The sequence below is a fragment of the Janthinobacterium foliorum genome, assembly GCF_978021625.1.
On the sequence record NZ_CDXDQE010000009.1, the window covers coordinates 12,789 to 26,170 of the forward strand.

A 13,382-nucleotide genomic window follows, 5' to 3' on the forward strand; every position below is an offset into this window, starting at 1 on the left:
GTCCTTCCCTTCAATAAAAGTCAAAAAATCAGAACTGGTACTGCGCATTGGCCAGCCACGCGCGGCCCGCGCCGGGGAAACCGTCGGCCAGAGCGTAATTGCGGTCACCCAGGTTGCTCACGCCGGCTTCCAGGCTCAGGGCCGGCATGGGGCGGTACACGGCCTTCAGGTTTACGGTGGCAAAGCCCCCAAGTTCCAGCGTGTTCGAGACCCAGCGGCCGCTGTTCGATTCGGCGATCGCCACCACGTCGACCTGGCGCGCCGCGTGCAGCACGGCGTGCGCCGTCAGCTTGTGGCGCGGCACGTCCGTCAGGCGGATGGCGCGGTCGCTGACATTTTTCATGTCCGTGTACGTGTAGTTGCCGCCGAAATCAAGCCAGGCGCCGGCGCGCCCGCGCAAGCCCAGTTCCACGCCGCTGATATGCGCCCTGCCCGCGTTCTGCATCTGCGCGCGCGCGCCCGCCACATTCGCCACGCTCTGTATCTTGTCCTTCACGTCGCTGTAGAACAGGGCGGCGTCAAGCGCCAGCCCGCGCACGCTAGCCTGGTAGCCCAGTTCGTAATTCATCGCCTCTTCCGCGCGCAGAAACGGGTTTTCGATATACGTGCCCAGGCGCTGCGAGTAGCGGTCCTTCAGAGTCGGCAGGCGCGACTTGCGCGCGACGGTGGCGTACACCTTCGCCTCGGGACCCATTTTGCGGAACAGGCCCGCCTGCAAGTCGGTGGCCGCCTGATTGCCTGGCAAGGTATAGGCGTTGCCGGCGCTGTAGACGGTGTCCGGGCGCAGGGCGTTGCGCGAGACGCCCAGCGACAGTTCCGTCGTCCCGGTCAGGGCGATGCTGTCTTCCGCGCCCAGGGTCCACAGGGCATCCTTGTACCAGGTGTTGCGCACGCCCTTGGCGTCGAGTTCCTGGTGTTCATCGGCCTTGTAGCTGGCGACGAGACGCAGGCTGTGCGCGGCCAGGCGGAACGATTCGAGTTCCGCCGCGCCGCCATTCGTGCGGTCGTTGTAGATGCTGCGCCCTCCGCTGACGCTGCCCTGGCCGCTGGTTTTCAGGGTCGTGTAGCTGCCGTTCGTGTAGGAGGTGATTTCATTGTCGTAGCTGTCGTGGTACAGGCGCAGTTTCAGGCGTTCGGCTTCGCCCAGGCGCGTCTGCGAGACGAAATACACGCTTTCCTTGTTCCAGTACGGCCACTGCCAGTAGCGCGCGCCGGCGGGATTAGTCGACGGCGGCTGGCCCTTTTCGCCATGCTGCTTGTAGTAGCTGAGCGCATATTCGTCGCCCGCCCGTGCGCCATCGGGCGTCACGCCCACCTTGAACGACAATTTATGGTCCTTGCGATACGCGTTGTTGCGCGTGCCGCCGTCTTCCGTGGCCGTCGGGCGGAAATCGGACGACATGGGAAAACCGTCGCTGTCGATGTAGGACACGCCCGCCTGCAGATACCACAGGCCCTGGTTCGTGCCCACGTTGGCCGACATCTGGCGCTCGCTGCCCGAGCCGAAACCGATCGCCGTGTCGCCTTCCAGGCGCGCCGTCGGCTTGCGCGACACCAGGTTGATGGCGCCGCCCAGGGTATTGGCGCCGTAGGCCACGGAGCTGAAGCCCTTGGCCACCTGGATGGCGGCCAGGTCGGCTGTGGTGAAGCGGTTGAAATCGACGTAGCCGTCATACGGCACGTAGACGGGAATGCCGTCGATATACAGCGGCACCTGGCGCGCATCGAAGCCGCGGATGGCCACGGTCTTCTCGTTGCGCGAATTGGTCGACAGCGTCACGCCCGACAGCAGGTTCAAGGCGTCGCCCACGTTGTCGCGGTTGAAGCGGCGCATCTCGGCGCGGCTCACTTGCGTGCCCACTTGCTGCTCCTGCTGGCCTGCCGGGTCGCGCTGGCCAATTACCGTCACCGTGCCCAGCACGAACGGCGCCGCCGCCTCCGCATCGTCCTTGCCCGCCATTTGCTGCATCTGCGCCTGCGCCATCTGCGCCAGCGCCAGCATCACGGCGCCTGCCATTACCTGTTTCAACATCATCTAAATCTTTCCACTCTCGTTATATATCGTCTTATATAGCGATATTCAAAAAAGCGGCCACCCGCGCGGCGGCCGTCACCCAACAGCGCAATATACAGACGTATATAGCGATGCTCAAGCGACAAGCGCTGCAACGCTTGCGCAGGTCAATTTTTCTGGCGATTTTTATGCGGCGCACCATTTCGCTGTGCGAACGAATGTTTCACAAAACGATTGACACGGCTGTTTTGGCTAGGCAAACTGGTTTCCAGGGAGCGTGACAATGAATACCAATATGACAAATATTCAAGCCGCAACGGATCCGGAACTCATCGTCTTCAGCGACGACGAGGAAGGCAAGGACCGCCAGTTCGTCAACGCGCTGGCGCGGGGCCTGGAAGTGCTGCGCTGCTTCCGCCCGGGCGAAGTGTTCCTGTCGAATGCGGACATGGCCAAGCGCACGGCCATCCCCAAACCGACCATCTCGCGCCTGACCTATACCCTCACGAAACTCGGCTACCTGAATTACTCGGACAGCCTGGGCAAGTACCAGCTGGGCGCCGGCGTGCTGGCCCTCGGCTACCGCATGCTGTCGAACCTGGACGTGCGCAAGATGGCGCGCCCGCTGATGGAAGAACTGGCCGAGCACGCGCAGGCCTCCGTCTCGCTGGGCACGCGCGACCGCCTCAGCATGGTCTACGTGGAAACCTGCCGCAGCAGCGCCAACGTCACCCTGCGCCTTGATGTCGGCTCGCGCATCCCGCTGATGACGACGGCCATGGGCAAGGCCCTGCTGTGCATCCTGCCGCAGGCCGAACGCGACTACCTGATGGACCACGCCAGGCTGCACGAGACGGAACGCTGGCCGCGCATCAAGGCGGGTATCGAGCAAGGCTTCAAGGATTACCAGGACCGGGGCTTTTGCATCTCGGCCGGCGAATGGCAGAACGACGTGCACGCCGTCGGCGTGCCCATGCTGGGTGCCGATGGCGAACAGGTGATGGCCTTCAATTGCGGCGGCCCCGCCTTTCTGCTGTCGCGCGAAAAACTCGAAACCGACCTGGGACCGCGCCTGGCGGCCCTGGTCAAGACAGTGGAAAAAAACCTGGGACGCGGTTAGACTGCGCCCCCCTCTTGATTACCGTTCCAAACATAGCGCCGAGGACCCCGATGATACGCGACGAAGAAACCCTGAACATCCTGCTCGACAGCATTGCCCGCTTCGTGCGCGAAGTGCTGGTGCCAAACGAGGCGCTGGTGGCCGAAACGGACGCCATCCCGCCCGCCATCGTGGCGCAGATGCGCGAACTGGGCCTGTTCGGCCTGTCCATCCCGGAAGCCTACGGCGGCCTGGAACTGAGCATGGAAGAAGAAGTGCGCGTCGCCTTTGAAATCGCCCGTACCTCGCCTGCCTTCCGCTCGCTGATCGGCACGAACAACGGCATCGGCTCGCAAGGCATCGTCATCGACGGCACGGAAGCGCAAAAACAATACTACCTGCCCAAGCTGGCGGCCGGCGAGATCATCGGCTCGTTCGCGCTGACGGAAGCCGGTTCCGGCTCCGACGCGGCGTCCCTGCGCACGACGGCCGTGCGCGAAGGCGATTTTTATATCCTCAACGGCAGCAAGCGCTATATCACCAACGCGCCCGAAGCGAGCATCTTTACCGTCATGGCGCGCACGGACCCCGTCAAGCGGGGCGCCTCGGCCATTTCCGCCTTCATCGTGGAAAAGGACACGCCCGGCCTCTCGCTGGGCAAGATCGATAAAAAAATGGGCCAGCAAGGCGCGCATACCTGCGACGTGATCTTCGAGAACTGCCGCGTCCCTGCCGCGAACATCATCGGCGGCAAGGAAGGCGTGGGGTTCAAGACGGCCATGAAAGTGCTCGACAAGGGCCGCCTGCACATCGCCGCCGTCTGCGTGGGCGCGGCCGAACGCATGCTGGCCGACGCCCTGGCCTACGCCATGGAGCGCCAGCAGTTCGGCCAGCCCATCGCCGAATTCCAGCTGATCCAGGCCATGCTGGCCGACAGCAAGGCCGAGATTTACGCGGCGCGCAGCATGGTGCTCGACGCCGCGCGCCGGCGCGACAACAAGGAAGACATTTCGACGGAAGCGTCGTGCTGCAAGCTGTTCGCCTCCGAAATGTGCGGCAGGGTGGCCGACCGTTCCGTGCAGATCCACGGCGGCGCCGGCTACATCAGCGAATACGCGGCCGAGCGCTTCTACCGCGACGTGCGCCTGTTCCGCATCTACGAAGGCACGACGCAGATCCAGCAGATCGTCATCGCCCGCAACATGATCAAGGCAGCGCAAAAGTGAAGGAGGCCGCGATGGACATTCCAGCCCTGCTGGCAGGCTTGCCGGCGCGCCTGTCGGCCATTCCCGCCCACTGGGCCGCGCGCACGCCGGACGCGCCGGCGCTGCATGAAAACGGCCGCAGCTGGACCTACGCCCAGCTGCAGCACGCTGTGGAAAATGCGGCACGGCTGCTGCGCGAGCTGGACGTGCGCGCCGGCGACCGCCTGATGGTGGTGGGCGAAAATTGCGCGCTGCAGGTGGCGCTGATTTTTGCGGCCGCCAGCATCGACGCCTGGATCGTCAATGTCAATGCGCGGCTGTCGGCACGCGAGATCGATACCATCGCCACGCATGCCAGCGCGCGGCGCGTGCTGTTCCTGGGCGATGCCTCGCCGGAAGCGGCCGCGCACGCCGCACGTCTGGGCGCGGCCAGCGCCGTCACCGTCGACGGCATGGGCCGGCTGCTGGCGGGCGAATTGAACGACGCTGCCATCGTGGAAGCGGGCGTGCCCGGCAACGAACAGGTGGCCGCGCTGATATACACGACGGGCACGACGGGGCAGTCGAAAGGCGTGATGCTCACGCACCGCAACCTGCTGTTCATCGCCGCCGTTTCCAGCACCCTGCGCGGCTTGACGCGCAGCGACCGCGCGTATGGCGTGCTGCCCATTTCGCACGTGTATGGCCTGGCCTCCGTGGCCCTGGGCACCCTGTACGCGGGCGCCGCCCTGTACCTGGTGCCGCGTTTTTCCGTCGATGGCCTGCTGTCGGCGCTGAAGGACGACGAGCTGACCATCGTGCAGGGCGTGCCCGCCATGTACGCCAAGCTGCTGCAAACCCTGGGCGGCGCGGACACGCCGCTGTCCACGCGGCTGCGCTTTGCGTACGCGGGCGGCTCGCCGCTGGCGCCGTCGCTCAAGCACGCGGTGGAAAAGCTGCTGGGCACCGCGCTGCACAACGGCTACGGCATGACGGAAAGCGCGCCCACCATCAGCCAGACGCGCCTGGAAGCGCCGCGCATGGATGATTCCGTCGGCACGCCGATTCCCGGCGTGGAGGTGCGCGTCGTCAGCCTCGATGGCATCGACGTGGCGCCGGGCGAGCCGGGCGAATTGTGGGTACGCGGGCCGAACGTCATGGCCGGCTATTACCGCGAAGCGGCCATGACGGCGGCCGCCATGCGCGATGGCGGCTGGCTCAATACGGGCGACATGGCGCGCCAGGAAGCCGGCGGCGCCCTGTTCATTGTCGGCCGCACCAAGGAACTGATCATCCGCTCCGGCTTCAATGTGTATCCGCTGGAAGTGGAAACGGCCCTGAACGCCCACCCGTCCGTGGTGCAGTCGGCCGTGGTGGGCCGTACACAGAGCGATGGCAACGAGGATGTCATCGCCTACGTGGAACTGGACCCGCAGCATCCCGTGACGGTACAGGCATTGCAGGATTACCTGGCGCAGACCTTGTCGCCCTATAAATGCCCGTCCGCCATCATCGTCATGGAAGCACTGCCGGCGGCGGCGACCGGCAAGATTTTAAAAGGACAGCTGCGCCAGATGGCGCAGCGCGGAGAATAAATGCGGCATTGCAGTTGGTTTCAAGAGACCCGACAATAAAAGCCAGGCGGGTAGTTTTGCGGGCGCCGATCCTGGCGCCGGCAGATCAAGTCACATCACCGGAGGAGACACGATGAAACGCACATACACACGCATCGCGATGGCAGCGCTGGTTGCCAGCGCCTGGATGACGCAGGCCAGCGCCGACGAATTCCTGGTCGGCGCGGAAATCCCCCTGACGGGCAACCTGGCGCGCGTCGGCGCGGGCATGCAGGAAGGGATCATGGTCGCGGCCGAAGTGTTCAACAAGACCAACGGCAAGCACAAGGTCAAGATCGTCACCGTCGACGACGAATCGGCGCCGGCCAAGGCCATCGCCGCCGTGGAAAAGCTGGCTAGCCAGGGCGTCGTGGCCATCACGGGCGGCTACGGCTCGAACAATATCTCGCCCGCCTCGGACACGGCGAACAAGCTGGGCCTGGTCTACATCACCTCGGGCGGCGTGGACGACAGCCTGGTGGCCAGCGGGCGCAAGAATTTTTTCCGCATCAATAACACGGCCGGCTACGAAAAAGCCATGCTGGGCATGCTTGCCGACGTGGGCGCCAAGTCCGTCTCCATCATCTACTCGACCAAGGACGCCACCACGGGCCTGGCCAGGGACGTGGAAAAAGCCCTGGCGGCCAAGGGCGTGAAAGTGACGACGCACTCGTTCGACCCGGCCATCACCGACTTCAAGCCCATCATCAACAAGATCAAGCTGCAGGACAAATCCGAAGTGGTGGCCATGGTCGGCTATGAAAACGATTATGTGGGCATCATCCGTGCCGCCCGCGTGCTCAAACCGAAGATCAAGGCCATGGTGGGCGTATGGTCGCTGGCCACCCCAAAAATGGCGGCCGACTTCCCCGACCTGATGCCGAACGTCTTCGGCACGGCCCTGCTGCCCTTCCCCACGGAATTCAAGACGGCCGACGGCAAGGCTTTCAGCGACGCCTACAAGCAGCTGTACAAGAAGGAACCGGACTACCTGGGCCAGTTCGGCTATGTGCAGTCGATGCTGCTGTTCGAAGCCATCGCGCGCGCGGCCGACAAGGGCACCATCAAGAAGGGCGGCGTGGCCGAGGAAATGCGCAAGACGGACCGCGAGACCCTGATCGGCCGCGTGCAGTTTGCCGCCAACGGCGACAACCAGAACTTCGTGCACCGCATGGCGCAGCACCAGGACAAGAAAGTGGTGATCGTCTGGCCCAGGGAACAGGCCACGGGCAAGCTGATGTATCCGGCCGTGCCCTGGTAAGCCGCAGCCTCCCGCTGCACACGCGCGTGCCACGGCACGCACCGATGAACGGCAGCGCCACGCGTCGCGCGCGATGCGCCGGCCTGCCTGACGGGATGACGACATGACGGAATTAATCTTGCAGGCCCTGTATTCGGGCTTGCTGCAGGGCGGCTCCTACGCCCTGATCGCGCTGGGTCTGGCGCTGGTGTTCGGCACCATGAAAGTGATCAACCTGGCGCACGGCGAATTGGTGCTGCTGGCCGCCTACATCGCCTACAGCGTGGAGTCGGGACTGGGCCTCGGTCCCATGTTCGCCATCCCCATCGCGCTGGTGATCGTCAGCCTGGCGTCGGTGGGCGTTTACCTGATCGTCAGCCGCATCAAGAAGGACCGCGAAATCAATTCGCTGATCCTCACCTACGGCATCGGCGTCATCCTCACCAATTTCATCCTGCTGGTATGGAAGGCCGACATCCGCTCGACGTCGTCGAGCTGGCTGCAGGAAGGCTTTGAAATCGGCCCCTTCTTCAGCATGCGCAGCGAAGTGATCTTCTTTGGCGTCAGCCTGGTGCTGATGGCGGCCCTGTGGCGCTGGCTGTCCACCAGCTGGTATGGCCGCGCCGTGCGCGCCGTCTCCAGCAACCGCGATGCAGCCAAGCTGATGGGCATTGACCCGGGCCGCACGGAACTGGTGTCCTTCCTGGTCGCCGGCATCCTGGCCGCCTTCGCGGGCGTGGCCCTGTTCAGCTATGGCGTGATCCAGCCGGCCTACGGCGGCGCGCTGACGGTGAAAGCCTTCATCATCACGGTACTGGCCGGCATTGGCTCCATCCCCGGCGTGCTGCTCGCCGCCGTGCTGCTGGGCGTGGCCGAGGCGCTGACCGTCACCCTGGCCAGCTCCGCGCTGCAGGAATTGTCCGGCATGGTGCTGTTCCTGCTGGTCCTGTTCATCATGCCGAACGGCCTGTTCGGCGCACAACGGAGGCGCGGATGAAGCGTTCGACAGTCATTGCAACGGCGGGCCTGCTGCTGGCCGCGTATGTCGCCGTGCCGCTGGCGCTGGGCGCCAACCAGTATGTCATGAGCATGGTGGTGGCGGCCCTGATCATCGGCGGCGTGGCCATGTCCTGGGCCCTGCTGGGCAACCTGGGCGGCATGGTGAGCTTCGGCCACGCCGCCTTCTTCGGCGTCGGCGCCTACGTCTCCGCCCTGACGACCGTGAAACTGGGCCTGCCCGTGTTTGCCGCCATGCTGCTGGGCGGCGCCGGCGCGGCCATCGCCGCCGTCATCATGCTGCCCGTGCTGCGCCTGCGCGGGCCGTATTTTGCGCTGGCCATCCTCGCCTACGCGCACATCTTCCGCATCCTGGCCACGGAATGGAGTTCCGTCACGGGCGGCGCCGGCGGCGTCAACAACATCCCCGCCCTGCCCAGCGTCTTCGGCTTCGACCTGGCCAGCAAGACGGGCGCCTACCTGGTGGTGCTGACCCTGGTGGTGTGCTGCGCATTTGCCTATAGCCGCATCCGCGCCAGCCATTACGGCATCGCCCTGCGCGCCATGCATGACAGCGAGGACGCCACGCGCGTCGTCGGCGTCAACAGCACTCTTTTGAAAGGCGCCATGCTGCTGGTGTCAGCCTTCATGGCGGGCCTGTTCGGCGCCTTCAACGCCCACTACATCAACTTCCTCGAACCCGATTACGCCTTCAACAGCCTGTGGGTGACGCTACCGATCGTGGCGGCCATCTTCGGCGGCTACCGCACCATCCTCGGTCCCGTGCTGGGCGCCGTGGCGGTCTACCTGGTCGACCAGCTGATCTTCAAATCGCTGATTCCGACCGGGCACCAGCTGGTGCTGGGCGTGCTGCTGGTGGCGATGATCGTCTTCAGCCCGAACGGCCTGCTGCCGCTGCTGCAGAAATGGCTGACAAAAGCGTTCAGCGCCAAGGAGAAAGCCCATGCTTGAACTCGACAATGTCTCCGTGCGCTTCGGCGGCCTGACGGCCGTCGACAGCGTCACCCTGAACGTGGGCAGCCATGACGTCATTGGCCTGGTGGGCGCGAACGGCGCCGGCAAGACCACCTTGTTCAATGCCATTTCCGGTCTGGTGCGCCCCACCGGCGGCGGCATCCGCTTCGAGGGCCGCGACATCATGGCCACGCCCATGTACCAGCGCGCGCGCCTGGGACTGGGCCGCACCTTCCAGATCCCGCAGCCCATGCATGAACTGACGGTGCGCGAAAACCTCGTCGTGGCGCAGCGCTTCGGCACGGGCAAGGTGGACCAGCGCAAGATCGATGAAATCCTCGACTTCACCAGCCTGGCGGACAAGGCGCAGCGCGACGCGGCGAGCGAACTGGCGCTGACGGAACTCAAAGCGCTGGAAGTGGCCAAGGCGCTGGCGACGAACCCGAAACTGCTGCTGCTCGACGAAGTGCTGGCGGGGCTGGAAACGAACGGCAAGCGCCGCTTCATGGGCATGCTGAAGGACTTGCATGCGCAGTTTGGCGTGGGCATCGTCATGATCGAGCACGACATCGAGACCATCAGCAATCTGTGCCAGCGCGTGGCCGTGCTCAATTTTGGCCAGCTGATCGCCGACGGCACGCCCGATGCCGTGTTCCGCGATCCGGCCGTCATCGAAAGCTACACGGGAGCAGCCCATGCCTGAAACGATGCTGGAAATAAGCAAACTGCGCGCCGGCTATGGCGCCATCAACGTGCTGTGGGATGTCTCGCTGTCGATCCGGAAGGGCAAGCTGACCACCATCATCGGCCCGAACGGCGCCGGCAAGACCACCCTGCTGCGCGCCATCATGGGCCTGCTGCCCGTGGGCGCGGGCAGCATCGCGCTCGACGGCCACGCCATCAACGGCACGCCCACCTGGAAAATGAGCGACGCGAGGGTCACCATGATCCCCGAGGGACGCATGACGTTCCGCGACATGAGCGTGGAAGAAAACCTGATCATGGGGGCGTTTCCCAAGGAGCACCGCCGCCACATGCCGGCGCGCCTGGCCGAAGCCTACGCCATGTTCCCCCGCCTGCACGAGCGGCGCAGGCAGCTGGCCGGCTCGCTCTCCGGCGGCGAGGCGCAGATGCTGGCGATGGCGCGCGGACTGATGTCGGACCCGTCGCTGCTGATCATCGACGAGCCGTCGCTGGGCCTGGCGCCGCTGGTGGTCAACGAGTTGTTCGAGATCCTCGCGCGCCTGAACGACGGCCGGCGCACCATCATCCTCGTGGAACAGAACACGGCGCGCGCCGTGGGCGTGGCCGACCATGTGTACCTGATGCAAAGCGGCAAGGTGGCGCTGTCGCAGGCCGCTGCCGAGGTCGACCTGGAGCACCTGCACGCGCTGTACTTTGCGCGCTGAGCGATATCCACCGCACGCCCATCGTGACGGCCTGCGGCCGTCACTCCTCGTCTTCGTCGTCGGCCAGCTTGTCGAACACCAGCAGCTCGCTCTTGCCGAGTCCGGCCATCACGAAGGGATCGTCGGCAGGAAAGCGGCCCGTATCGACCAGCATGCGCAGCTTGCTCAAGCGTTCGCCCTGCGCCAGCGCTCGCGCCTGCGGATCGGCATCGGCGCGGGCATCAGCGGCGGCCTGCCCGATCGCGCGGGTCACGGAATCGGGGAACTCCCACAGTTCGGCGATCCGCACGGAGAGGATGCGCGCTTGCGCAAACACCTGGGCGATGAAGGCGTCCGATTGCGGAAAGGCATCGGGCGCATGCATCTGGTCGATCAGCCGGAATGCCACCACCAGGCCGACGTTGGCCATCAGTCCCGCCAGGTAGGCGTCGAAGGCGTCTGCCTGCATGGCGGGCGCGACCAGGTTGGCGGCCAGCGCGCATTTCTCGGACTGGCGCCAGATCAGCGGCGCCGTGCGGATGGTCAGCCCGCCGCTCTGCATGCTGACGATGGGACGGAAGGCGACGCGGGCCAACAGCATGCGCATGCCGTTCTGCCCGAGCAGCATGATGGCGCCTTCCATGTTGTTGATCGACGGACTGGCGTTGTAGCGGGAATGGTAGCGGGGCCGGTTCGCTTCCCGGTAGACCTCGGCGACCAGCGGCACGTCCTGGGCCAGCTGGCGCGACAATTCGGCCGCGCTCATGTTTTCATCCTGCAAGGAACGCATCAATTGCGGAATGATGGCGGGAATGCGCGGCACCAGCGCGGCACCAGCGACCGGTTCACGGGCCAGGCGCGTCAATTCGTCCAGGATCTGCTGTTCCGCCTGCTTTGTCGCCTGCGTCGCCCCCGCGGCCGCCAGCCAGCGGTAGTAAACGGCATCGATTTCAGCGATGCTCGCTGGCTGCCTTGCCGGTTCGGGCGCCGCCGCTGCCGTGGCGGGCGCCAGCTTGTTTTTGTCGTCGCCGCCGTTCAGTAATTTTCCTATCCAACCCATTGCTCTTCTTGCCCCATATGCATCACTATCGCGACATCCGCGCCGCGATTTTACTTGATGGCAGCCGCATCGGTGCGAACGGCGTGGCCGGCCTTGTCCTCCTGCCGCAAGCTGCTACAGTAGCACTCCCGCAGGCCCCCCTGCTTTGCAAGGTACATCATGAGCAACATGCTGGCCCACTACGTCACCAGCCAGGCGTATAACAACGCCTGGGCCAACCACCGCCTGCTGAAGGCATGCGCCCAGCTGACCTGCGCCGAGTTCCAGGCCACGCGGGTCAGCTTCTTCCCCACCATCCAGTTCACCCTGAACCATATCCTGACGTGCGACTGGTTTTATCTCGATGCGCTCGAGCGCGAATTGCGCGGCGACGCGCCGCATCCGGACTGCTACGCCTTTTTTGAAAAAGACGAGCCCTACACGGATTGCGCCGCGCTGCAGCAGGCGCAGCAGGCGTCCGACGCGCGCCTGATCGCGCATTGCCGCAGCCTGTGCGACGCGGACCTGGCGCGCCCCGTGACGATCCTGCGCGACACGCCGCAAGTCGACACGCGCCTGCGCCTGCTGGCGCACCTGTTCCAGCACCAGATCCACCACCGCGGGCAAGTACATGCCATGCTGGCCGGCACGCGCATCGCGCCGCCGCAGCTCGACGAATTCTTTTGTGCCGGCGAAGCGGACGAACGGGCGCAGGATTTTGCGCAGCTGGGCTGGACGGAGGAAGACGTCTGGGGCCCGCGCTGAATCATTCTTCGGCGTGGCAGCAGACGCACAGCTTGTTGCCGTCGAGGTCGCGGAAATAGGCGCCATAATAGTTGGCGTGGTAATGGGGCCGCAGTCCCGGCGGCCCTTCGCACGCGGCGCCCAGCGCCAGCGCGGCCCGGTGGCAGCGGTCCACCTGCGCGCGGCTCGATGCCAGCAAGGCCGTCATCTGCCCGTTGCCAGGCGTGGCGGGCAAGCCGTCATGCGGCGCGCCCAGCACGAACAGGGGCCGCGGCGCATCCTGCGCCATCCAGCCCGCCCACGGCTTGGCGCCGTCATGGAATTTCTCGACCAGCGCCAGTTCACGCAGCAAGGCCGTGTAAAACGCGTAGGCGCGGGGAAAGTCGTTGGTACCGATGCAGATATGGGACAGCATGCTGCTCCTTCGTGAGTTGACGCCGGCATGCGCCAAGGCGCGCCGCCTGATTATAATGGCGCTTCTCGTTTTAAGCCGCCGCCATGTCCGACCTCGACCGCCTTCAACTGCAGCCACCCGCCAGCGCCGATCTCGACGCCCTGCTGGCCTTCGAAGTGGAGAACCGCGCATATTTCGAATCCTGGGTCACGTCCCGCGCGCCCTCCTACTACCACCGTGACGCCATCGCCGCCGCCATCGAACAGGCGCGGCGCGAACATGAAAACGATGCGGCGCACCAATACCTGGCCAAGCTGGACGGCCAGATCATCGGCAGGGTCAACCTGACGGCCGTCACGCGTCCCTATTTCAACAAGGCACAACTGGGCTACCGCATCGGCCAACGCTTCGGCGGCCGCGGCTACGCCACGCGCACCGTGGCCCTGCTGCTGGAAGAAGCGTTCGGTACGCTGACATTGTTTCGCCTGGAAGCGACGGCGCGGCCGCAAAACCTGGGCTCGGTCGCCGTCATGCGGCGCAATGGCTTTCATCAATATGGCAAGTCGGAACAGGCCATGCTGTTCCAGGGAATATGGTCGGACCTGCTGTATTTCGAACGGCGCAACGAGCAGGGCTTGGGCTGAAACGCGGCATGTCCCGGCGCCAACGCCACGTTCAGCCTATCGGCCGCCACTT

The 13,382-nt window shown here is 65.0% G+C and carries 13 protein-coding genes; 10 read left to right on the forward strand and 3 right to left on the reverse strand.

The window, feature by feature from the left end:
• Positions 1-28 precede the first annotated feature (28 nt).
• Positions 29-2,035 carry a TonB-dependent receptor plug domain-containing protein gene (locus ACZ92H_RS18110; RefSeq protein ID WP_465050496.1) on the reverse strand — a complete coding sequence of 669 codons (2,007 nt, stop codon included), beginning with the start codon at positions 2,033-2,035 and terminating at the stop codon, positions 29-31.
• Between the two features lie 274 nt (positions 2,036-2,309).
• On the opposite strand from ACZ92H_RS18110, the gene ACZ92H_RS18115 reads away from it, so the two are divergent.
• From ACZ92H_RS18115 to ACZ92H_RS18150, 8 genes are all read left to right on the forward strand, one after another.
• Entirely contained in the window at positions 2,310-3,134 is an 825-nt protein-coding gene (locus ACZ92H_RS18115) for an IclR family transcriptional regulator (protein ID WP_465050497.1), read from the forward strand.
• Positions 3,135-3,184: 50 nt separating this feature from the next.
• Positions 3,185-4,339: an acyl-CoA dehydrogenase family protein gene (locus tag ACZ92H_RS18120; RefSeq protein ID WP_131377097.1), complete on the forward strand. Its 1,155-nt coding sequence runs from the start codon at positions 3,185-3,187 to the stop codon at positions 4,337-4,339.
• Between the two features lie 11 nt (positions 4,340-4,350).
• Entirely contained in the window at positions 4,351-5,892 is a 1,542-nt protein-coding gene (locus tag ACZ92H_RS18125) for a class I adenylate-forming enzyme family protein (RefSeq protein ID WP_465050498.1), read from the forward strand.
• Between the two features lie 112 nt (positions 5,893-6,004).
• Positions 6,005-7,171 carry an ABC transporter substrate-binding protein gene (locus ACZ92H_RS18130; protein ID WP_465050499.1) on the forward strand — a complete coding sequence of 389 codons (1,167 nt, stop codon included), beginning with the start codon at positions 6,005-6,007 and terminating at the stop codon, positions 7,169-7,171.
• A gap of 103 nt (positions 7,172-7,274) precedes the next feature.
• Positions 7,275-8,147: a branched-chain amino acid ABC transporter permease gene (locus ACZ92H_RS18135; RefSeq protein ID WP_131377105.1), complete on the forward strand. Its 873-nt coding sequence runs from the start codon at positions 7,275-7,277 to the stop codon at positions 8,145-8,147.
• Positions 8,144-9,118, forward strand: coding sequence for a branched-chain amino acid ABC transporter permease (locus ACZ92H_RS18140; protein ID WP_465050500.1), 975 nt, complete (start codon positions 8,144-8,146; stop codon positions 9,116-9,118). The genes ACZ92H_RS18135 and ACZ92H_RS18140 overlap by 4 nt, the downstream gene beginning before the upstream one ends.
• On the forward strand, positions 9,111-9,824 hold the full coding sequence (locus ACZ92H_RS18145) for an ABC transporter ATP-binding protein (RefSeq protein WP_131377111.1): 714 nt from the start codon (positions 9,111-9,113) through the stop codon (positions 9,822-9,824). Before ACZ92H_RS18140 ends, ACZ92H_RS18145 begins: the two co-directional genes overlap by 8 nt.
• A 4-nt stretch (positions 9,825-9,828) precedes the next feature.
• Entirely contained in the window at positions 9,829-10,530 is a 702-nt protein-coding gene (locus ACZ92H_RS18150; protein ID WP_131377464.1) for an ABC transporter ATP-binding protein, read from the forward strand.
• Positions 10,531-10,570: 40 nt separating this feature from the next.
• On the opposite strand, the gene ACZ92H_RS18155 is transcribed toward ACZ92H_RS18150, so the two are convergent.
• Positions 10,571-11,569 (reverse strand): HDOD domain-containing protein, encoded by a 999-nt coding sequence (locus ACZ92H_RS18155; RefSeq protein ID WP_465050501.1) that lies wholly within the window; start codon positions 11,567-11,569, stop codon positions 10,571-10,573.
• Positions 11,570-11,728: 159 nt separating this feature from the next.
• On the opposite strand from ACZ92H_RS18155, the gene ACZ92H_RS18160 reads away from it, so the two are divergent.
• Positions 11,729-12,313: a DinB family protein gene (locus ACZ92H_RS18160; protein WP_131377117.1), complete on the forward strand. Its 585-nt coding sequence runs from the start codon at positions 11,729-11,731 to the stop codon at positions 12,311-12,313.
• Between the two features lies 1 nt (position 12,314).
• Here the strand turns inward: ACZ92H_RS18160 and ACZ92H_RS18165 are convergent, their stop codons facing one another.
• Positions 12,315-12,707: a VOC family protein gene (locus ACZ92H_RS18165; protein ID WP_131377120.1), complete on the reverse strand. Its 393-nt coding sequence runs from the start codon at positions 12,705-12,707 to the stop codon at positions 12,315-12,317.
• An 83-nt stretch (positions 12,708-12,790) separates the two neighbouring features.
• Between ACZ92H_RS18165 and ACZ92H_RS18170 the strand changes: the two genes are divergently transcribed.
• Complete coding sequence (locus tag ACZ92H_RS18170; RefSeq protein ID WP_465050502.1) at positions 12,791-13,330, forward strand: GNAT family N-acetyltransferase; 540 nt, start codon at positions 12,791-12,793, stop codon at positions 13,328-13,330.
• The last annotated feature ends 52 nt before the right edge of the window (positions 13,331-13,382 follow it).

Bases quoted from the DNA above. Each gene is read 5' to 3' on its own strand.
- ACZ92H_RS18110 (WP_465050496.1), bottom strand. From the start codon at position 2,035: ATGATGTTGAAACAGGTAATGGCAGGCGCCGTGATGCTGGCGCTGGCG.
- ACZ92H_RS18115 (WP_465050497.1), top strand. From the start codon at position 2,310: ATGACAAATATTCAAGCCGCAACGGATCCGGAACTCATCGTCTTCAGC.
- ACZ92H_RS18120 (WP_131377097.1), top strand. From the start codon at position 3,185: ATGATACGCGACGAAGAAACCCTGAACATCCTGCTCGACAGCATTGCC.
- ACZ92H_RS18125 (WP_465050498.1), top strand. From the start codon at position 4,351: ATGGACATTCCAGCCCTGCTGGCAGGCTTGCCGGCGCGCCTGTCGGCC.
- ACZ92H_RS18130 (WP_465050499.1), top strand. From the start codon at position 6,005: ATGAAACGCACATACACACGCATCGCGATGGCAGCGCTGGTTGCCAGC.
- ACZ92H_RS18135 (WP_131377105.1), top strand. From the start codon at position 7,275: ATGACGGAATTAATCTTGCAGGCCCTGTATTCGGGCTTGCTGCAGGGC.
- ACZ92H_RS18140 (WP_465050500.1), top strand. From the start codon at position 8,144: ATGAAGCGTTCGACAGTCATTGCAACGGCGGGCCTGCTGCTGGCCGCG.
- ACZ92H_RS18145 (WP_131377111.1), top strand. From the start codon at position 9,111: ATGCTTGAACTCGACAATGTCTCCGTGCGCTTCGGCGGCCTGACGGCC.
- ACZ92H_RS18150 (WP_131377464.1), top strand. From the start codon at position 9,829: ATGCTGGAAATAAGCAAACTGCGCGCCGGCTATGGCGCCATCAACGTG.
- ACZ92H_RS18155 (WP_465050501.1), bottom strand. From the start codon at position 11,569: ATGGGTTGGATAGGAAAATTACTGAACGGCGGCGACGACAAAAACAAG.
- ACZ92H_RS18160 (WP_131377117.1), top strand. From the start codon at position 11,729: ATGAGCAACATGCTGGCCCACTACGTCACCAGCCAGGCGTATAACAAC.
- ACZ92H_RS18165 (WP_131377120.1), bottom strand. From the start codon at position 12,707: ATGCTGTCCCATATCTGCATCGGTACCAACGACTTTCCCCGCGCCTAC.
- ACZ92H_RS18170 (WP_465050502.1), top strand. From the start codon at position 12,791: ATGTCCGACCTCGACCGCCTTCAACTGCAGCCACCCGCCAGCGCCGAT.